The organism is Pseudomonas salmasensis (genome assembly GCF_014268375.2).
Lineage (GTDB): Bacteria > Pseudomonadota > Gammaproteobacteria > Pseudomonadales > Pseudomonadaceae > Aquipseudomonas > Aquipseudomonas salmasensis.
Map to the genome: position 1 here is coordinate 2,490,990 of NZ_CP077083.1, position 19,311 is coordinate 2,510,300.

General features: G+C 59.6%; 21 protein-coding genes and 1 pseudogene. 10 read left to right on the forward strand and 12 right to left on the reverse strand.

The genetic code is table 11. From position 1 onward, the window contains the following. Positions 1–74 precede the first annotated feature (74 nt). Both HU731_RS10980 and HU731_RS10985 read left to right on the forward strand, forming a co-directional pair. Positions 75–851, forward strand: a complete 777-nt coding sequence (locus HU731_RS10980) for a TorF family putative porin (protein WP_186608739.1) — start codon at positions 75–77, stop codon at positions 849–851. Positions 852–943: 92 nt separating this feature from the next. Beyond that, on the forward strand, positions 944–1,282 hold the full coding sequence (locus tag HU731_RS10985; RefSeq protein ID WP_186608738.1) for a HopJ type III effector protein: 339 nt from the start codon (positions 944–946) through the stop codon (positions 1,280–1,282). Between the two features lie 328 nt (positions 1,283–1,610). Here HU731_RS10985 and trxB read toward each other — a convergent pair whose 3' ends face one another. After that, positions 1,611–2,573, reverse strand: coding sequence for a thioredoxin-disulfide reductase (gene trxB, locus HU731_RS10990; RefSeq protein ID WP_003194076.1), 963 nt, complete (start codon positions 2,571–2,573; stop codon positions 1,611–1,613). 293 nt (positions 2,574–2,866) lie between these two features. Here trxB and cysZ point away from each other — a divergent pair, with 293 nt between their 5' ends. From cysZ to HU731_RS11005, 3 genes are all read left to right on the forward strand, one after another. Further along, complete coding sequence (cysZ, locus tag HU731_RS10995) at positions 2,867–3,631, forward strand: sulfate transporter CysZ (RefSeq protein WP_186608737.1); 765 nt, start codon at positions 2,867–2,869, stop codon at positions 3,629–3,631. Positions 3,632–3,685: 54 nt separating this feature from the next. Continuing rightward, positions 3,686–4,864, forward strand: a complete 1,179-nt coding sequence (locus HU731_RS11000; protein ID WP_186608736.1) for a glycosyltransferase family 4 protein — start codon at positions 3,686–3,688, stop codon at positions 4,862–4,864. A 147-nt stretch (positions 4,865–5,011) separates the two neighbouring features. Next, positions 5,012–5,191: a hypothetical protein gene (locus tag HU731_RS11005; protein WP_003194079.1), complete on the forward strand. Its 180-nt coding sequence runs from the start codon at positions 5,012–5,014 to the stop codon at positions 5,189–5,191. Positions 5,192–5,237: 46 nt separating this feature from the next. Here HU731_RS11005 and HU731_RS11010 read toward each other — a convergent pair whose 3' ends face one another. The 7 genes from HU731_RS11010 to rplU form a co-directional block, all read right to left on the reverse strand. Next, on the reverse strand, positions 5,238–6,341 hold the full coding sequence (locus tag HU731_RS11010) for an NADH:flavin oxidoreductase (RefSeq protein WP_186608735.1): 1,104 nt from the start codon (positions 6,339–6,341) through the stop codon (positions 5,238–5,240). 218 nt (positions 6,342–6,559) lie between these two features. Further along, positions 6,560–7,042: a glutathione peroxidase gene (locus HU731_RS11015; RefSeq protein ID WP_186608734.1), complete on the reverse strand. Its 483-nt coding sequence runs from the start codon at positions 7,040–7,042 to the stop codon at positions 6,560–6,562. A 102-nt stretch (positions 7,043–7,144) separates the two neighbouring features. Beyond that, positions 7,145–7,609, reverse strand: coding sequence for a CreA family protein (locus HU731_RS11020; RefSeq protein WP_003194082.1), 465 nt, complete (start codon positions 7,607–7,609; stop codon positions 7,145–7,147). A 16-nt stretch (positions 7,610–7,625) separates the two neighbouring features. Then, positions 7,626–8,744: a glutamate 5-kinase gene (gene proB / locus HU731_RS11025; RefSeq protein WP_003194083.1), complete on the reverse strand. Its 1,119-nt coding sequence runs from the start codon at positions 8,742–8,744 to the stop codon at positions 7,626–7,628. Positions 8,745–8,853: 109 nt separating this feature from the next. Further along, positions 8,854–10,077 carry an Obg family GTPase CgtA gene (gene cgtA, locus HU731_RS11030; protein WP_003194084.1) on the reverse strand — a complete coding sequence of 408 codons (1,224 nt, stop codon included), beginning with the start codon at positions 10,075–10,077 and terminating at the stop codon, positions 8,854–8,856. 192 nt (positions 10,078–10,269) lie between these two features. After that, the gene (gene rpmA / locus HU731_RS11035; RefSeq protein WP_003176049.1) at positions 10,270–10,527 is read right to left on the reverse strand and encodes a 50S ribosomal protein L27; all 258 of its coding nucleotides are present in this window, start codon (positions 10,525–10,527) and stop codon (positions 10,270–10,272) included. A gap of 34 nt (positions 10,528–10,561) precedes the next feature. Continuing rightward, the gene (rplU, locus tag HU731_RS11040) at positions 10,562–10,876 is read right to left on the reverse strand and encodes a 50S ribosomal protein L21 (protein ID WP_007950961.1); all 315 of its coding nucleotides are present in this window, start codon (positions 10,874–10,876) and stop codon (positions 10,562–10,564) included. A gap of 239 nt (positions 10,877–11,115) precedes the next feature. Between rplU and HU731_RS11045 the strand changes: the two genes are divergently transcribed. The 3 genes from HU731_RS11045 (at position 11,116) to HU731_RS11055 (ending at position 13,013) form a co-directional block, all read left to right on the forward strand. Next, positions 11,116–12,084, forward strand: coding sequence for a polyprenyl synthetase family protein (locus HU731_RS11045; RefSeq protein ID WP_003194086.1), 969 nt, complete (start codon positions 11,116–11,118; stop codon positions 12,082–12,084). A gap of 170 nt (positions 12,085–12,254) precedes the next feature. Next, the gene (locus tag HU731_RS11050; RefSeq protein WP_003194087.1) at positions 12,255–12,596 is read left to right on the forward strand and encodes a zinc ribbon domain-containing protein YjdM; all 342 of its coding nucleotides are present in this window, start codon (positions 12,255–12,257) and stop codon (positions 12,594–12,596) included. A 159-nt stretch (positions 12,597–12,755) separates the two neighbouring features. After that, on the forward strand, positions 12,756–13,013 hold the full coding sequence (locus HU731_RS11055) for a PA4570 family protein (RefSeq protein WP_003194088.1): 258 nt from the start codon (positions 12,756–12,758) through the stop codon (positions 13,011–13,013). 127 nt (positions 13,014–13,140) lie between these two features. Here HU731_RS11055 and bamJ read toward each other — a convergent pair whose 3' ends face one another. Further along, on the reverse strand, positions 13,141–13,758 hold the full coding sequence (bamJ, locus tag HU731_RS11060; RefSeq protein ID WP_186608733.1) for a BamJ family beta-barrel-assembly machinery protein: 618 nt from the start codon (positions 13,756–13,758) through the stop codon (positions 13,141–13,143). Positions 13,759–14,148: 390 nt separating this feature from the next. Here bamJ and HU731_RS28930 point away from each other — a divergent pair. Both HU731_RS28930 and HU731_RS28935 read left to right on the forward strand, forming a co-directional pair. Then, positions 14,149–15,030: pseudogene (locus tag HU731_RS28930) on the forward strand (methyl-accepting chemotaxis protein); the annotation flags it as partial. 198 nt (positions 15,031–15,228) lie between these two features. Continuing rightward, entirely contained in the window at positions 15,229–15,933 is a 705-nt protein-coding gene (locus tag HU731_RS28935) for a methyl-accepting chemotaxis protein (protein ID WP_370874670.1), read from the forward strand. Between the two features lie 640 nt (positions 15,934–16,573). On the opposite strand, the gene HU731_RS11070 is transcribed toward HU731_RS28935, so the two are convergent. The 3 genes from HU731_RS11070 to HU731_RS11080 are packed head-to-tail and all read right to left on the reverse strand — an operon-like array spanning position 16,574 to position 19,297. Next, the gene (locus HU731_RS11070) at positions 16,574–16,942 is read right to left on the reverse strand and encodes a glyoxalase superfamily protein (protein ID WP_186608732.1); all 369 of its coding nucleotides are present in this window, start codon (positions 16,940–16,942) and stop codon (positions 16,574–16,576) included. A gap of 29 nt (positions 16,943–16,971) precedes the next feature. Further along, positions 16,972–18,435 carry an N-acyl-D-amino-acid deacylase family protein gene (locus HU731_RS11075; protein WP_186608731.1) on the reverse strand — a complete coding sequence of 488 codons (1,464 nt, stop codon included), beginning with the start codon at positions 18,433–18,435 and terminating at the stop codon, positions 16,972–16,974. 1 nt (position 18,436) lies between these two features. Continuing rightward, a complete protein-coding gene (locus tag HU731_RS11080) occupies positions 18,437–19,297 on the reverse strand; it encodes a MurR/RpiR family transcriptional regulator (protein ID WP_186608730.1) in 861 nt (286 codons plus the stop codon). Between the last annotated feature and the right edge of the window lie 14 nt (positions 19,298–19,311).

The window sequence follows — 19,311 nt, forward strand, 5'->3', positions numbered from 1 at the left end:
CGCCGCTCCCAGAGCGGCGCTGGGCACGGTCGCGCCTGGAATAACTCACACACTCATAACAATAAGAGACTTCTATGAACGCACTTTCCGTCTTCATGCTCGCAGCGCTCGCCTTGACCCCACTGATCAACGCTCAAGCCGTCGAGTTCAACGACAGCTTCGAGCTCATCATCAACCCCGCACTGGTCAGTGACTACCGCACCAGTGGCATCTCGCAAACCCAGGGTGACCCTGCCGCACAACTGGGCATTACCCTCAACCACGCCAGTGGTTTGTATGCCGGCGTCTGGACCTCGAATGTCGACTTTGGCAATGGCTCCAAAACGCGTCAGGAAATCGAATATTTCGCCGGCTATTTTTGGCAAATCCATGACGGCATCAGCCTGGACACTTTCTACACGCAGTATGAGTACCCGCGCCAAAGCGATTACAACCAGGGTGAACTCAAGACTGTCCTGGATGTTTACGGCGTTCTGCTTGGCGGCAAATACGTGCGCAACATGAAAGGCCCTGACTACGAGGATGAACATGGCGAGTTCCACAAGGGTAAACAAGACGAGGACTTGTCGTCGTGGTTAATCGGTTACCACACCGTGCTGCCCGCAGAGGTCGGCCTGGAAGCTCGCTATGAATACGTCGACTACAAAGACGATGTATTTTTCAGTAACAACGGCAACGGTCGTGCCGATTATCACAACTGGGAAATCAAGCTCAGCCGAGAGTTGGTCGGCGTTAACTGGTCGCTGAGCTATATCGACACTGACCTTTCAAAAGCCGAATGCACCAGCTTTACCGGCTTCGATAACCTGTGCAGCGCAACAATAGTGGCCGGCGCGAGTAAGACCTTCTAACCCGCCCATCAGCTTGCATGTGGTTCGAAATAACCTCGAAAAAGTTACTATAGGTAATCTCACCTACACCCGTTAAGAAAGAGCCAGAACCAATGACTGATTTGAATACCCTGCGCGCCAGCCTCAACAGCGGCGAACACGCCTTTGCCGACACCCTGGCCTTTATCGCCGCCGGTTACGACTACCAGCCGCAAGCCTTCACCAACGGCGGTGTGGAAAATGCCGCAGGGCAGAATGAAGGGTCGTGCAAGACCCTGGGCCTGGCGCTGCTGGAAGGGCTGAGTGATCAGGAAACGTTGCTGGCGTTTGGCGAGCATTACCGGTCGGTAGTGGCCACTCCGGACGGCAGTGACCATGGCAATATTCGGGCACTGATTGCCCATGGGTTGGCCACAGTGAAGTTTGCTGAACAGCCTCTGACCCGCCGCTGATTGCATAGCCGACCCCGCTCAATGTGGGCGCCGGGCTTGCCTAATGCCTGTAGGAGCGAGCTTGCTCGCGAAAAACTCAAAGGCGTCGCGTTCATTCAGCAAGCACGCGTTATCGTTGACGTTTTTCGCGAGCAAGCTCGCTCCTACAGAAAGCGATGACCGCTTAACTGACCGGTAACCACGATGCGAAGCGAGTCGCTCTGTCCGGCCGTCACGGGAGCAAGCGCCCTCGCCACAGGTTCGGCGCCATACCGAAGTTGTGTAGATACCTATGGCTATCGCAGGCATAAAAAAACCGGCTTTCGCCGGTTTTTTCAATTCAACGGGTTTAGAACGAAGCGTCCTTCAAACCGTCGAGGTAACGCTCGGCATCCAGGGCCGCCATGCAACCGGCGCCGGCCGAGGTGATGGCCTGGCGGTAGACGTGGTCTGCCACGTCGCCGGCAGCGAAGATACCTTCGATGTTGGTCGCAGTCGCATTGCCTTCACGGCCGCCCTGCACCACCAGGTACCCGTCTTTGGCTTCCAGCACGCCTTCGAACAACGAGGTGTTCGGGGTGTGGCCGATGGCGATGAACACGCCGTCGACTTTCAGCTCGTCAAAGCTGCCGTCGTTGTTCTTCAGGCGAGCACCGGTCACGCCCATGTTGTCGCCCAGCACTTCATCCAGGGTGGCGTTGAGCTTGAGGATGATCTTGCCTTCAGCGACACGGGCATGCAGCTTGTCGATCAGGATTTTCTCGGCGCGGAAGGTCTCGCGGCGGTGAACCAGGGTCACGGTACTGGCGATGTTGGCCAGGTACAGCGCCTCTTCCACGGCAGTGTTGCCACCGCCGACCACGGCAACCGGCTTGTTGCGGTAGAAGAAACCATCGCACGTGGCGCAGGCCGAAACGCCCTTGCCCATGAACGCTTCTTCCGACGGCAGGCCCAGGTAACGTGCACTGGCGCCGGTGGCGATGATCAGTGCGTCGCAGGTGTACACACCACTGTCACCGGTCAGGCTGTAAGGCTTTTTCGAGAAGTCGACCTTGTTGATATGGTCGAAGACGATCTCGGTTTCAAAGCGCTCGGCGTGTTCTTTCATACGCTCCATCAGCACCGGGCCGGTCAAGCCGTGGACATCGCCCGGCCAGTTGTCGACTTCAGTAGTGGTGGTCAACTGACCGCCCGCCTGCATGCCGGTGATCAGCAGCGGCTTGAGATTGGCCCGGGCAGCGTAGACAGCGGCGCTGTAACCGGCAGGGCCGGAACCGAGGATAATCACTCGGGAATGACGGGTATCAGACATGACTCACTCCTACCGACCGCCCGGACCACAGGGCGGCGAGAATAAAAAAGGACGGCGAAGCACTTGGGGAAGGCTTTGACTCGCCAGGTCCTGAAAATAATGGGTGCAGCGTATCGAGGGGGGCAAGATTAAGGAAATACGCATTAACAATCCAGCTCATAGGTGTTCTCTATGCGCGCAATTGAGTTAATGGACACCTTTGTAACCCTGGATGTCGCCTACCTGCCCGCGCTTTCACATCAGGTGCAAAGCCGGTAAGGTCGGCGCGTTCGCCATTTTGCTCGGAGTACTCCATGCCCGCCCCTGCTCTTTCCGGCCCGCAATACCTGCGTGAAGGCCTCAAACTGGTGTTGAGCCCTGGCCTGCGCCTGTTTGTGTTGCTGCCGCTGGCGATCAACCTGGTGCTGTTCGTCGGGTTGATCTATTTTGCCGGCCATCAGTTCAGCCTGTGGGTCGACAGCTTGATGCCGACGCTGCCCCACTGGCTAGGCTTTTTGAATTACCTGCTGTGGCCGCTGTTTGTGGTGCTGGTGGTGCTGATGGTGTTTTTCACCTTCACCATGCTCGCTAACATTATCGCCGCACCGTTCAACGGGTTTCTCGCCGAGAAAGTCGAGGTCGTGGTACGTGGCACCGATGACTTCCCGCCGTTCAGTTGGGCTGAACTGGCCGCCATGGTCCCACGCACCCTGGCGCGGGAGATGCGCAAGCTGGGTTACTTCCTGCCACGTGCCATCGGCCTGTTTATCCTGTCGTTCATCCCGGTGGTCAACCTGATCGCGGCGCCGCTGTGGCTGCTGTTTGGCGTGTGGATGATGGCGATCCAGTACATCGACTACCCGGCCGACAACCACAAGCTGGGCTGGAACGAAATGCTCGCGTGGCTGCGCCAGAAGCGCTGGCAGAGCATGAGCTTTGGCGGCATTGTTTACCTGGTGCTGCTGGTGCCGGTGGTCAACCTGCTGATGATGCCAGCGGCGGTGGCCGGGGCAACGTTGTTCTGGGTGCGTGAACAAGGCGCCGAAGCGATGGCGCAGCCAGCGGTGGCCAAGTCATAAATCCATCATCGCACTGACACAATGGCGACATGGCCCACGCCGACACTGTGGGTCATGACGACAGCCTCGCTTCACATCACCCTCATTACCGAAACCTTCCCGCCGGAAATCAACGGGGTGGCCAATACCCTTGGCCGTCTGTGCGAAGGTTTGCGCTCACGCGGCCATCAGGTAGAGCTGGTACGCCCACGCCAGAGTGCCGACCAAAGCCGCCCCAGCGACGATGAACTGCTGCTGTGCCGCGGCTGGCCCCTGCCGGGCTATCCAGGCCTGCAATGGGGCCAATCGTCAATGCGCAAGTTGCTGCGCCGCTGGACGCGCCAGCGCCCGGATGTGCTGTATATCGCCACGGAAGGGCCGTTGGGGCTCTCGGCGTTGCGCGCCGCGCGGCGCCTGGGCATCAGCGTGGTCAGCGGCTTTCATACCAATTTCCAGCAGTATTCGAAGCAGTATGGCTTGAGCCTGTTGAGCCGCGTGGTTACCCATTACCTGCGCTGGTTTCATAACCGCTCGAGCCTGACCCTGGTGCCAAGCGCCAGCCAGCGCCTAGAGTTGGAGCGCCGGCATTTTGAGCGCCTGGGCATGTTGTCGCGAGGGGTGGACAGCCAACTGTTCCACCCAGCCAAACGCAATAACACCTTGCGTGATGATTGGGGCTTGGCGAACGACGATATTGCCGTGCTGCATGTGGGACGTCTGGCCCAGGAGAAGAATCTTGGGTTGCTCAAGCGCTGCTTTGAGGCATTGCAAGACACCTACCCCACGCGGCGCATGAAGCTGATTATCGTCGGTGACGGCCCCCAGCGTTCGTCACTGGAACGCGACTTGCCCGATGCCGTGTTCTGCGGAGCTCAACGCGGCGAGGAGCTGGCAAGGCATTACGCCTCAGGAGACTTGTTCCTGTTCCCAAGCCTGACCGAAACCTTCGGCAATGTGGTGCTTGAAGCGATGGCTTCTGGCCTGGGTGTGGTGGCTTATGATCAAGCGGCCGCAAGCCAGCATCTGCGCCATGGCTATAGCGGCGCACTGGCAATGCCGGGGGATGAAGATGCGTTTTGCGATGCGGCCATCTGGCTGCTGGAGGAGCGTGAAACGCTACGCAGAGCGCGCTTGAATGCCCGACAACATGCCAGCCGCCAGGGCTGGCCGGCGATTATCGAGCAATTCGAGCAGCAGTTACGCGGTGTGTGTGCGCAGCGTTATGCCCTCTCAGCGCAACCTTACGTGCCTTGAAGGCGTATTTCGCAACAGGCAGGGAAGCGCCTGGGGTACGCCCTTTAAGTTTTGCCTAATATTTAAAATAGGAACCAGCAGCCGTGCGGTGCCAATCAGTAGCACCTGCAATAGAGCAGGCCTTTCAACGAATAGAGAGACCGCGCAATGGCAATTTATGGAATGGGTGTACGCAATGGCGTGAACATGCCAACGGCACAATGGACCCAACAGCAACAATGGCTGGATCAATCCCGCGCAGAGCCGTCAACTTACGGCCAGCCTGGGCATAAAGACGCACTCAAGACTGATCACAGCAAAGAGCTGAACAAGCGCCCAGAGTATTAATCACTGAGGCGAGTGCTCCCTGTGACCCTCACAGGGAGCACTTCCCTTACACCAGCGTTGTCAGCGCCTCACGACTGAAGGGCAAGATGTCGCCCTCACGCCCTTCGCGCACCTTCACGGCCCAATCCGGGTCCACCAGCAACGCACGGCCCACGGCTACGAGGTCGAACTCATCGTTGTTCAGGCGCTCCAGCAGTTTCTCCAGGCTGGCAGGCTGGGCAACCTTGTCGGTGTTGACCATGAACTGCAGGAACTCGCCATCCAGGCCCACGCTGCCCACCGTGATGGTTGGCTTGCCGGTGAGCTGACGCGTCCAACCGGCCAGGTTAAGGTCGGAGCCTTCAAATTCCGGCTCCCAGAAACGACGGGTGGAACAGTGGAAAATATCCACGCCAGCCTCAGACAGTGGCTTGAGAAACTCGCCCAACGCCTCAGGGGTTTGTACCAGGCGCGCGGTGTAGTCCTGCTGCTTCCACTGGGAGAAACGCAAGATGATCGCAAAGTCCGGGCCGACAGCGGCGCGGGTGGCCTGGATCAGTTCAATGGCGAAGCGCGAACGGTTGGCCAGGCTGCCACCGTATTCGTCGGTGCGCTGGTTGCTGCCTTCCCAGAAAAACTGGTCCACGAGGTAACCGTGGGCACCGTGGATTTCCACGCCGTCCATGCCGATGGCCTGGGCATCCTTGGCGGCTTGGGCGAAGGCGTTGATCACCTCCTTGATGTCCTGTTTGGTCATGCCGTGCACAACGACATTGCCGTCCTTGAGCTTTTCCGTCGGGCCATAAGCCGGCACGCTGGCATCAGGTTCGGTACCGATACGGCGCACACTGCCCACATGCCACAGCTGCGGGACAATCTTGCCGCCTTCGGCGTGGACCGCATCGACCACTTTCTTCCAGCCGGCCAACGCGGCTTCGCCGTAGAAATGCGGCACGTTGGGATAGCCGTTGGAGGCCTGGTGCCCGACCACGGTGCCTTCAGTGATGATCAAGCCCACACCGGCAGCCGCACGGCGGCGGTAGTACTCAATGACTTTGGAATTGGGCACGCCACCCGGGGAGAACGAGCGGGTCATGGGCGCCATGACCACGCGGGTCGACAGTTGCAATGCACCGAGCTGGAAGGGTTTGAACAAGGCTTGGACGGGCATGGAGCGCTCCACGGCAAAGGAATTTATGACGTAGATAATATGCAGGCCACAGCACCACTCATAGCACTATTGATCTAAATGATTAAGGTATAGAAGCACCCGAATACCTGTAGGAGCGAGCTTGCTCGCGAAGCACCTGAGGACGTCGCGTATTTAAGGAAGCGCGCGTTATCGTTGGCGTTTTTCGCGAGCAAGCTCGCTCCTACAGGAGGTCGGAGTCAGGTCAGGGCTTTTTCGATGGCCTGGATGATGGTGGGATCTTCTGGGGGCGTACGGGGTGAGAAGCGCGCAAGTACGCGGCCATCTTTACCTAACAGGAATTTCTCGAAGTTCCAGGTGATATCCCCAGGAAACTCAGCGCCCTCGCCCGCCAGCAAGCGGTACAGCTGGTGCCGATCAGGGCCGTTGACCTCGATCTTGCTGCCCAGTGGGAAGGTCACGCCGTAGTTCAGGTTGCAGAACTGCTGGATCTCCTCCTCCGTGCCTGGTTCCTGGCCAGCAAACTGATTGCATGGCAAGCCGAGCACCGTGAACCCTTGGCCCTTGTACTGCTGGTAGAGGTTTTCCAACGCCGCGTATTGCGGGGTCAAACCACATTTGGACGCCACATTGACCACCAGCACAACTTGGCCCTTGAAAGGCGCCAGCGGTAGCGCTTGTCCGTCCAAGGCTTTGAGTTTCAGATCGTGGAAAGCACTCATGACGAACTCCAGATATCCCATGTTCTTTGCATTGCAGCCCTTCGGAGCTTACAACCGGCAAAGCTGCAATCATAGACGCCGGTGACGAAACTCGCCTGCAGGTTACTGAGCGGTCGGCCAGGGCAAAATCGGAATCGCTGTCACCGCATTCTGCGGGCTGCCTTCGATCAGGCGGTCGCTGTAGACCAGATACACCAGGGTGTTGCGCTTCTTGTCGAGGAAACGCACGACCTGCATGGTCTTGAATACGAGGGAGGTGCGCTCCTTGAACACTTCGTCGCCATCCTTGAGTTCACCCTTGAAGTGGATCGGGCCCACCTGGCGGCAAGCGATCGAGGCTTCGGCACGGTCTTCGGCCAGGCCCAGGCCGCCCTTTACACCGCCGGTCTTGGCACGCGACAGGTAGCACGTCACGCCATCGACCTTGGGGTCGTCAAACGCCTCGACCACAATCCGGTCGTTGGGGCCGACAAACTTGAACACCGTCGATACCTGGCCGACTTCTTCGGCCGAGGCCAGCAGCGGCATGGCCAACAGCAGGCCGAGCAATCCCTTCATCACGCGCATCGTGTATTTCCTATGGTTAAACCAGGATCAGGTTGTCGCGGTGAACCAGTTCCGGTTCCGCCATATAACCCAAGAGTCCGACAATGGCGTCGGAGGGTTGTCCAATAATCTTCTGTGCTTCCAAGGCGCTGTAATTGGCCAGGCCACGGGCGATCTCGCGACCGTCTGGCGCAACGCACACCACCATCTCGCCACGGCGGAAGCTGCCCTGCACCAACTTCACACCCACCGGCAGCAGGCTCTTGTTGCCCTGGGACAACGCCGCCACTGCGCCCGCGTCCAGCACCAGCGTGCCACGGGTTTGCAGATGACCGGCCAGCCACTGCTTGCGTGCCGCCAGCATGCCGCGTTCCGGCGACAGCAGCGTACCGATGCGCTCACCGGCCTTGAGGCGATCGAGCACGCGCTCCAGGCGCCCGCCGACGATAATGGTGTGGGCCCCCGAACGCGCCGCCAGGCGCGCGGCGCGTAGCTTGGTCTGCATGCCACCGCGGCCCAGGGCACCGCCGACACTGCCGGCGACCGCATCCAGCGCCGGGTCATCGGCGCGGGCTTCGTAGATAAGCTGGGCATCGGGGTTGTTGCGCGGGTCGGCGTCGAACATGCCATCGCGGTCGGTGAGGATCACCAACAGGTCGGCCTCTACCAGGTTGGCCACCAGGGCGGCCAGGGTGTCGTTGTCACCGAAGCGGATTTCGTCGGTGACCACGGTGTCGTTCTCGTTGATGACCGGGATGACCTTGAGTTCCACCAGCGCGCGCAAGGTGCTGCGGGCGTTGAGGTAGCGCTTGCGGTCGGACAGGTCGTCATGGGTCAGCAGCACCTGCGCCGTGTGACGGCCGTGCTCGGCAAAGCTGGACTCCCAGGCTTGCACCAGGCCCATCTGGCCGATGGCGGCGGCGGCTTGCAGTTCGTGCATCGCGCTGGGTCGCGCGGTCCAGCCGAGGCGGCTCATCCCGGCGGCAACCGCTCCGGACGACACCAGCACCAACTCAACGCCTGCTTCATGCAAGGCCACCATCTGCTCGACCCAGACGCTCATGGCTGCGCGATCCAGACCTTTGCCATCCGCCGTCAACAGCGCACTGCCGATTTTCACGACCCAGCGCTGCGCACCTGTCACTTTGCTCCGCATCATCTTCAACCTTAGAGTGAGGGCCGCGCGACCCAGCGCTGCCCATAACGTTATACCCGGATACCAAAACGCCGCTCCAGGGAGCGGCGTTCAAGTTTATCGCAACGGATCAGTCACGCACGTAAATGATTTCCGGACCGTCTTCATCATCCACGTCTTCTTCGTCCCAATCATCGTCACCGATGTCGTGGACCGACTTCACGCCGCTGCGGCGCAGGGCACGCTGGTCGTCCAGGGCCTGCAACTGGGCGCGGGCCTCGTCTTCGATCTGCTGGTCGAGCTCGGCGAGTTCGGCCTTGTACACCGGGTCGGCCGCCAAGCGGTCGGCACGGTCTTCCAGGTAACGCATGATGTCGCGGGTCAGGCGCTCGGTGCCTTCTTTGGCGATAGCCGAGATGACGTAGACCGGACCTTCCCACTCCAGGCGATCAACGATCTCCTTGACGCGCTCTTCGTGCTCTTCTTCCAGGATCTGGTCGCACTTGTTGAGTACCAACCAGCGATCGCGCTCGGCCAGGGCCGGGCTAAACTTGGTCAGCTCGCTGACGATGACTTCGGCGGCATCGGCGGCACTGGTGTCATCCAGCGGTGCCATGTCGACGAGGTGCAGCAGCAAACGGGTGCGGGACAAGTGCTTGAGGAAGCGAATACCCAGGCCTGCGCCGTCGGAAGCGCCTTCGATCAAGCCAGGAATGTCGGCAACCACGAAGCTTTTCCAGCGGTCTACGCTGACCACGCCCAGGTTTGGCACCAGGGTCGTGAATGGGTAGTCGGCGACTTTCGGCTTGGCGGCCGATACCGAGCGAATGAAGGTACTTTTACCCGCATTCGGCAGGCCCAGCAGGCCTACGTCCGCCAGTACTTTCATTTCCAGCTTCAGGTCGCGCTGCTCGCCCGGCTTGCCCGGCGTGGTCTGACGCGGTGCACGGTTGGTACTGGACTTGAATCGGGTGTTACCCAGACCGTGCCAGCCGCCTTGCACAACCATCAGCTTCTGGCCGGCCTTGGTCAGGTCGCCAATCACTTCCTGGGTGGCGGAGTCGATGATCGTGGTGCCGACCGGTACGCGCAGTACCAGGTCTTCACCTTTTTTACCGGTGCAATCGGTGCTGCCGCCGTTGGAGCCACGCTCAGCATCGAAATGCCGGGTGTAACGGTAGTCGACCAGGGTGTTCAGGTTTTCGTCGGCCATCATGTAGATGGAACCGCCGTCACCGCCGTCACCGCCGTTTGGACCACCGTTTTCGATGAATTTTTCGCGACGGAAACTCATGCAACCGTTACCGCCGTCGCCTGCTTTTACTCGGATGGAAACTTCATCAACGAACTTCATAACAAAACGCCTCTCGCCGCATGGACGAGCTTAAGAAACCAAGACATAAGACTCTTGCAAAAATGAGCGCAGCGACCTCAATCAGCGACCGCAAACCAGCGCCTGAGCTCATCACAGACAGCTTTGCAAGAGACTCACTCCACAAACGAAAAAGCCCCGTCGCAAGACAGGGCTTTTCCAGCGATCTCGCAATTAAGCTGCGACAACGCTCACGTAACGGCGGTTGAACGCGCCCTTTACTTCGAACTTGATCACGCCTTCGATTTTAGCAAAGAGGGTGTGATCTTTACCCATGCCAACACCGTAACCGGCGTGGAATTGGGTGCCGCGCTGACGCACGATGATGTTGCCCGGAATGATTTTCTGGCCGCCATACATCTTCACGCCAAGGCGTTTGGCTTCTGAGTCGCGACCGTTACGGGTACTACCACCAGCTTTTTTGTGTGCCATGAGTCAATTCTCCTAGTGAGGAATTAGGCTGAAATTAAGCCTGAATACCGGTGATTTTGATCTCGGTGTACCACTGGCGGTGGCCCATACGCTTCATGTGGTGCTTACGACGACGGAACTTGATGATGCGGACTTTATCGTGACGACCTTGGGAGATCACTTCAGCCACAACGGTAGCGCCAGCAACAACTGGAGCGCCGATGTTCACGTCATCGCCATTGGCGACCAACAGAACGCGATCAAAAGTAACGGATTCGCCAGTAGCGACTTCCAGTTTCTCGATCTTCAGGTATTCACCTGGGGCGACTTTGTATTGCTTGCCACCAGTAACAATTACTGCGTACGACATGGTATTTCTCCGATAATCCTGCTCACCCAGCGCTTTATAAGAAGAGGTATTGGCTGGCATGGCTGCATGGGATGGACGTCCCGAATGCAATTGCGTAAGGCAGGTGCTGCCCAGGAAGTTCAGGGTGCGCGATTGTACGCAAGGTAAAGAGGCGTTGCAAGGGGCCGTCTATCGCGCCTTGACACCCGGGGGTGAGGGTCCTAGCATGCCGCGCAACCCTTCTGGAGCGACTGTCGCTGATGCAACCCCAAGCTTTCTACCGCGCGGTCGCGGACGATTTTAGCGCCGTCGACGGCATCATCAAGCAGCAGCTGACGTCTAAAGTGCCGCTGGTCTCCAAAATTGGCGACTACATTACGTCGGCGGGCGGTAAACGCCTGCGTCCTTTATTAGTGTTGCTGTGCGGCAAGGCCCTGGGCCGTCAAGGCGACGACCTGCGCCTGCTGGCCGCCACCATCGAATTCCTGCACACCGCCACCCTGCTGCATGACGACGTGGTCGACATGTCCGGCATGCGCCGTGGTCGCGAGACCGCAAACGCGATGTGGGGCAACGCGCCCAGCGTGTTGGTGGGCGACTTCCTGTATTCGCGCTCGTTCGAAATGATGGTCGAGCTGGGCTCGATGCCGGTGATGAAGATTCTTTCACAGGCCACGCGCATCATCGCCGAAGGCGAAGTGTTGCAGCTTTCTAAAGTCCGCGACGCCAGCACCACCGAAGAAACCTATATGGAAGTGATTCGCGGCAAAACCGCGATGCTCTTCGAAGCCTCTACCCACAGTGCCGCCGCGCTGTGTGGCGCCACCGCCGAACAGGCCGAGGCCCTGCGCACGTTCGGTGATCACCTGGGCGTTGCGTTCCAACTGGTGGATGACCTGCTCGACTACAAGGGCGACGCCGAAACCCTGGGCAAGAACGTCGGTGACGACCTGGCCGAGGGCAAGCCGACCTTGCCGCTGATCTACACCATGCGCGAAGGCACGCCGGAACAGGCTGCCCTGGTGCGCAAGGCGATCCAGAAAGGCGGGATCGAAGACCTGGAAGCCATCCGTGCCGCTGTGGAAGCCTCGGGTTCCCTGGAGTACACCGCGCAACTGGCGCGTGACTACGTGGCGCGGGCGATCACATGCTTGGAAGCGCTGCCGGCCAGCGAATACCGGGATGCCCTGGTTGAGCTGAGTGAGTTTGCGGTCGCCCGTACTCACTGAACTAGCACTTTTTAATGTGGGAGCTGGCTTGCCTGCGATGACTGTAGTGAATTCACTGCCGCTATCGCAGGCAAGCCAGCTCCCACATTAGGACGAGTCCAACCCCACCCGCGTTTAAAACCCTATATAATGTGCGACTTTTAGCCATCACTGACTTTCTAGGAGCTTTAGTGAGCACGTTGCCTCCCTGCCCCAAATGCAATTCCGAATACACCTACGAAGACGGCGCCCAGCTGATCTGCCCGGAATGCGCCCATGAATGGTCCGCCACTGGCGAGGCCGAAGTGGTTGGCGATGAAACCGTGAAGAAAGACTCTGTGGGCAACGTCCTGCAGGACGGCGACACCATCACCGTGATCAAGGACCTCAAGGTCAAGGGCACGTCCCTGGTGGTCAAGGTCGGCACCAAGGTCAAGAACATCCGCCTGTGCGACGGCGACCACGATATCGATTGCAAGATCGACGGTATCGGCCCGATGAAACTCAAGTCCGAGTTCGTGCGCAAGGTCTGAATCTGCTGCATCCATCCCGCGCCCGCCGCGGGATGGCGTTTTGCCCTCTGCGTTGATCGAACGCAATACCCACACAGAAAAAAACAGAAACTGCCAATAGACGCTTGCTATTCTACGAATAAGAATTATTCTCATTGAAACCCATCAAGGAGAACGAACATGACTTATTTGATAGATGCCTGGCTGGACCGTCCACACCCTTACCTGCGAATCCTGCATCGGGAAACCGGCGAAGTCTGTGCGGTGCTTGAAGAAGAAGCGTTGAACGAGCTGCAGGACCAGGGCGATCTGGACGTAAACGGCCTGAGTTCCAGTGAGCCTGGGGTGCTGAAGGAAGTGGTGAGGAATCTGTTTCTGTTCTGCTATGCGCGAGCGTTGCGCCCGGCGACGGAGCTCAATGGCAAGTTCCATCCATGAGAAACAACGGCAAATACTGTAGGAGCGAGCTTGCTCGCGAAGATATCAAAGGCACCGCGTTAAACCAGGTTTTACGCGTTATCGTTGACGTTCTTCGCGAGCGAGCTCGCTCCTACAGGTACGGGTCTTACAGAACGTCGAGCAGCTCGACGTCGAATACCAGAACGCTGTGCGGCGGGATGCTGCCAACGCCTTGAGCGCCGTAAGCCAGTTCGCTCGGCACGTACAGGCGCCATTTGCTGCCGGCATTCATCAGTTGCAGGGCTTCGGTCCAGCCGGCGATCACGCCGCCAACCGGGAATTCTGCAGGCTGGCCGCGCTCGTAGGAGCTGTCGAACACAGTGCCGTCGATCAGGGTGCCGTGGTAGTGAGTACGCACTTGGTCTTCACGGGTCGGCTTGGCGCCGGTACCGGCCGTCAGCACTTCAAATTGCAGGCCGGAAGCCAGGGTGGTGATGCCCTCACGCTTGGCATTTTCCGCCAGGAAAGCCAGGCCAGCGCCTGCTGCTGCTTCAGCCTTGGCAGCAGCTTCGGCTTGCATGATTTCGCGGATCACTTTGAAGCTGGCCGCCATTTGCTCTTGGTCAACACGGCTAGGCTTGCCTGCGTACGCGTCGGTCAGGCCGGCCAGGATCGCGTCCAGGCTGACGCCCGGTGGCGGGTTGTCGCGCAGTTGGTCGCCCAACTGACGGCCGATACCGTAGCTGACGCGGGTTTCGTCGGTGGACAGATTAACTTCGGACATGAAGAGGCTCCGCTGTAGGACGCCACAGTTTCCCGCGCCGCCCAGAACTAAAAGGGCCCGCAGACTAGCACACATGAGCGGGCCGTGATCAGCCCCACCCAGGCATTGCCGTAGCGCGCCAGCGACCCTTCGTCGCTCGGCAATAAAAGTATTTCAGAATCATCCTTTCCCGCCGATACAGCCCTACACATCTTGGCTGGCTCAAACAAAAACACACCGTCCAGCAGACAGACATCACTCTTCAAGGAGCTTTCGATGAACAGCTGGTTCGGTAACATCAGTGTCAATCTCAAACTCGGCCTGGGCTTCGGCCTGGTGTTGGTCCTTACTTCAGTCCTGGCGCTGACGGGCTGGACCAGCCTGGGCGGCTTGATCGACCGTAGCAATTGGATGAGCGACATCACCCAGCTCAACGCCTCGTTGACCAAGCTGCGTATCGTGCGCTTGCAATACATGCTGGCCAACGGTGACGAAGCCGTGGCGCAGAACGTGCAGACCAGCCTCGATGCCTTCGCCGCCCAGCAACAGAAGCTGCTCGACAGCTTCAAGAGCCCGGAAAACCTCAAACTGCTCAATGAGCAGAAAGCCGTCATTACCGCTTACCGCCAGTCCCTGAACAAAATGCGCGAGGCCTACCGCAATGGCAACGCTGCGCGCGATGTCATGGGCGCCAAGGCCGACATCGCCAACGCTCAAATCAATGCGCTGGAAACCAGTGTGCAGCAGTCACCCGACAGCCCGGAACGCTTCACGCAGTTTGTGGCCGTGACCCAGGCCAAGAACGAATTCCTGCAGGCTCGCTACGAAGTGCGCGGCTATACCAATAGCCCCAACGCAGAAACCGAAGCGCGCGCTGCTACACAGCTGGAGAAAGCTGTTGCGGGTTTGAAAGGCCTCAGCGTTGCCTTCGGTACTGGGCAGCAAAGCGCATTGTCCGCACTGGAAACCGCCCTCGTTGCTTATCGCAGTGCGGTACAGAGCTACAAAGCGGCCAACGCCAATATCGTCACCGCCCGTGCCGAAATGACCACCCAGGGCGCCGACATCGTGACGATCAGCGACAAGCTGTACGACATCCAACTGGAACGTCGCGACGCTGAAAGCACCCAGGCCCGCAGCCTGCAACTGATCAGCACCTTGCTGGCCCTGTTGGTCGGCGTGATTGCCGCGTGGGTGATCACGCGCCAGATCACCCGTCCGATCCAGGAAACGCTGGCCGTGGTAGAACGCATCGCTTCGGGTGACCTGAGCCACAACATCCAGGTGACCCGTCGTGATGAATTGGGCGTGTTGCAGCAAGGCATCCAGCGCATGGGCACCACCCTGCGCGAGCTGATCAGCGGCATTCGCGACGGCGTCACTCAGATCGCCAGCGCTGCCGAAGAGTTGTCAGCGGTGACCGAGCAAACCAGCGCCGGCGTGAACAGCCAGAAGATCGAGACCGATCAGGTCGCCACCGCGATGCATGAAATGACCGCCACCGTGCAGGAAGTTGCGCGTAATGCCGAGCAGGCTTCCCAAGCCGCTTCCGACGCTGACGGCCAAGCCCGCGAAGGCGATAAAGTGGTGGCTGAAGCCATCGCCCAGATCGAACGCCTGGCGGCCGAAGTGGCGCGTTCCACCGATGCCATGACGCACCTGCAACAAGAGAGCAACAAGATCGGCAGCGTGATGGACGTGATCAAGGCCGTGGCCGAACAGACCAACCTGCTGGCCCTCAACGCCGCCATTGAAGCTGCGCGTGCAGGGGAAGCCGGCCGTGGCTTTGCCGTGGTCGCCGACGAAGTACGCGGCCTGGCCCAGCGCACACAGAAATCCACCGAGGAAATCGAAGGCCTGGTGGCAGGTTTGCAGAACGGCACCCAACAAGTCGCCAGCGTGATGAACAACAGCCGCAGCCTGACCGACAGCAGCGTCGAACTGACGCGCAAGGCCGGGGTATCCTTGGAAAACATCACCCGCACCGTGTCCAATATCCAGTCGATGAACCAGCAGATTGCCGCGGCCGCCGAACAGCAAAGCGCCGTGGCCGAAGAGATCAGCCGCAGTATCGTGAACGTGCGTGATGTGTCCGAGCAGACCGCGACTGCCAGTGATGAGACGGCCAAGTCGAGTGTGGAACTGGCACGGTTGGGTAGCCAGTTGCAGCAGATGGTCAGTCATTTCCGGGTTTAAAAAACCAAAAAAGCCGCCTCAATTTAAGCCGAGGCGGCTCCACTTCTCAGACCTTACAGGTCATCAAAGCTGTCCCGCAGGAATGTCCACACGTGATAAACACGTAGAGCATTCACTACGAGGTTCCACGTACGTCGTGCAAACTTAGACATACTCGGCCCTCCTTGAGTTGGGCCTTACCTCCAGCGCACTTACCGGAACACGTGAGCCTTTGGACGCGGGTCAATGCGTCCTTTGAGGTGGCCGGGCCAGTGGTCCTTCCGCATCAATCCGGCACGGATTACTAGCCCGTGGCGGTCGGTCCAGAATTCGCGCGTATACCCGGCCCACCCAAAAGCGACAAACGCAGAACGGGGAAGATCCTAACCAACATTCCCGTCTAAGGTGTGTCCAACAGTGGTCAAATATCCAGTATCGCCCGATAGATTCATTGCAAGCTTTTGCAGTCAAATCAGGCAAGAGAAAGATGCCTAAAGTATCCATGCCGGCCATCGTTCCGTGTTGCGTGAAGACGTGACCGGCGGTAGTATCCACGTGCGGGTCAATGCGTCCTTTGAGATAGCAAACCCCAGCCACTCACTGGGTTTGCAATAAAAAACCGCCCTACTAAGGCGGTTTTTTATTGCCTGCCATTTACCCGTCAGCCCTCGCTGCCCTCAACAAACACCAACCGATTCCCAAACGGATCGCGGATGCTCATTTCCCGCGTCCCCCAGGGCGTATCTTCAACCCCTGGCTTGGCATAACGGTACGCTTTGCCCAGCAACTGCTGTTGATACGCGTCGACGCCTGGAGCCTGGATCCGCACGGCCGCCCCTGGCGAAGCATCGCCATGATGCTCGGACAAATGCAGCACACACTCCCCCAGCGACACTTGCAGGTACAACGGAAAATTCGCCTCGAAGCGATGCTGCCAATCAACCTTGAACCCCAGAAAATCGACGTAGAACTCCAACGCCTTGGCCTCGTCGAAAATCCGCAGGATGGGGGTGACTTTTCCTAAGTGCATGGCAACAGCTCCATCTAAAAGAACCCCAACTATAGAGACGAAAACCCGCCACGCAAATCCCCGTTGCGCGCCAGGAACCGGCCTGCTCTCTCACCATTGGCCTGCCCTTCGCGATAGCTCAATACGCCATTGACCCACACACCCTCAATCCCTTCAGCCGCGCGCTGGGGTGCCTTGAAATCGGCCACATCCCGCACCCGCAGTGGGTCAAATAACACCAGGTCGGCCCAGTGCCCTTCACGGATCTCACCACGCTCGGCCAACCCAAAGCGCGCCGCCGACAAGCCGGTCATCTTGTGCACCGCCGTGTGCAGCGGGAACAAACCGACATCCCGGCTGAAATGCCCCAGTACGCGAGGGAAGGCGCCCCACAAGCGCGGGTGAGGAAACGGGTCTTCAGGCAACCCATCCGATCCCACCATCGATAACGGATGCGCAAGAATGCGCCGTACATCTGCCTCATCCATGCCGTAGTACACCGCGCCCGCAGGTTGCAAACGGCGGGCGGCATCCATCAGTGAAACGCCCCACTGGGCGGCGATGTCCTGCAAATCGCGCCCGCCCATGTCCGGGTGCGGTGTGGACCAAGTGATGGTGATGCGAAACGCGTCGGTGACTTGCTTGAGGTCCAGGGTCGATGAGCTGGCGGCATAGGGGTAGCAATCGCAGCCCACCGGATGATCTTTTGCCGCCGCTTCCAGGGCCGCCAATAGCTGCGGGCTGCGCCCCCAATTACCGGCTCCGGCGCATTTAAGGTGAGAAATGATCACCGGCACCCTCGCCTCGCGGCCGATCAAGAACGCTTCATCCATCGCCTCCAGCACCGGTTCGAACTCGCTGCGCAGGTGGGTGGTGTACACCGCGCCGTAGGCCGTCAGCTCTTGGGTCAGTTGCAGCACCTCATCGGTCTCGGCGTTGAACGCGCTGGCGTAGGCCAGGCCTGTGGATAAACCCAGGGCACCGGCCTCCAGGCTTTCCTGCAACTGCACGCGCATGGCCGCAATTTCATAGGGTGTGGCGGTGCGGTGCAGGTCGTCCATATGGTTGCTGCGCAGCGCCGTGTGGCCGATCAGCGCGGCGACGTTCACCGCCGGGCAGGCCCGTTGCACTGCGGCGCGGTAATCGGCAAACCGTGGATAAGAGAACGCCTCGCGGGTGCCCAGCAAGTTCATCGGGTCTGGTGGGTCGCTGCGCAAACTGACCGGCGCGGCGCTGATGCCACAGTTGCCGACAATCACCGTGGTCACGCCCTGGCTGAGCTTGGGCAGCATCTGTGGCTGGCGAATCACCACCGTGTCATCGTGGGTGTGCACGTCGATAAAACCCGGCGCCAACACTCGGCCATGGGCGTCGATGACCTGCTCGGCCCGGGCTGTGGACAAGTCGCCAATCGTGCGGATGCGCCCTGCGTGCACGCCCACATCGGCGACATACCCTGGGGTGTTACTGCCATCGATGATCAGCGCCTGGCGAATCAGCGTGTCGTACTTCATATCAGTCTCCAAGTGGCAGGCTGCCAGGGCCGCCGCGGTAATCGTCGAGGGCCAGTTTGATCCGGCGCAGGCGTTCCTGGTTGTCGTCCGGCAGGGCCAGCGCCAGCTCGGTGGCGAGCAGGTCGATAGCCAGCAGCATGCCGTAGCGGGCCGCAGTGGGCTTGTAGATAAAACTGGTTTCCGCCGATTGCAGCGGCAGCACGACATCCGCCAACTGCGCCAGGGGCGAATCGGCAAGGGTGATGGCAATGATCCGCGCGTCGTAGTTGCGCGCCAGCGTCACCACCTCCAATAACTCGGGGGTCAGGCCCGTGAGTGAGCAGACGATCAGCGCATGCTCCGGCCCCAGGGTCGCCGCCGTGACACGCATCATCACCGGGTCATGGCTGGCGGCAATCGGATAGCCCAGCCGCACCAGGCGCACCTGCAACTCATCGCTGCACAGGCTCGACGGCCCGCCCATACCGAACGCATGGATCATCCGCGCCTTGCCCAACAGCTTTACCGCATCGCCAAAGCTGCGCTGATTGAAACCCGCCAGGTGCTGACGCAACGTCGCCTCGATATCCCCCAGGATCTGCCGATGAAACGCCGACTGTTCTGGCTTGCCGGCTGGGTCGAGGAAGCGGCTGCCCACACCACTGGCCTGGGCCAATTGCAGGCGCAAATCGCGCAAGTCACGGCAGCCCACGCTGCGGGCAAAGCGTGACAAGGTGGCGGTACTCACCTCGGCCCGTGCAGACAACTCCTCCAGGCTGGCGGAGGCGGCAAAGCCCACATCCTCAAGCATCAGCTTGGCAATACGCCCTTCGCCGGCACTGAAAGCGTCCTGGCGGGCGCGGATCTGGTAGAGGATGTCCATGGGGGCTCCGGGTT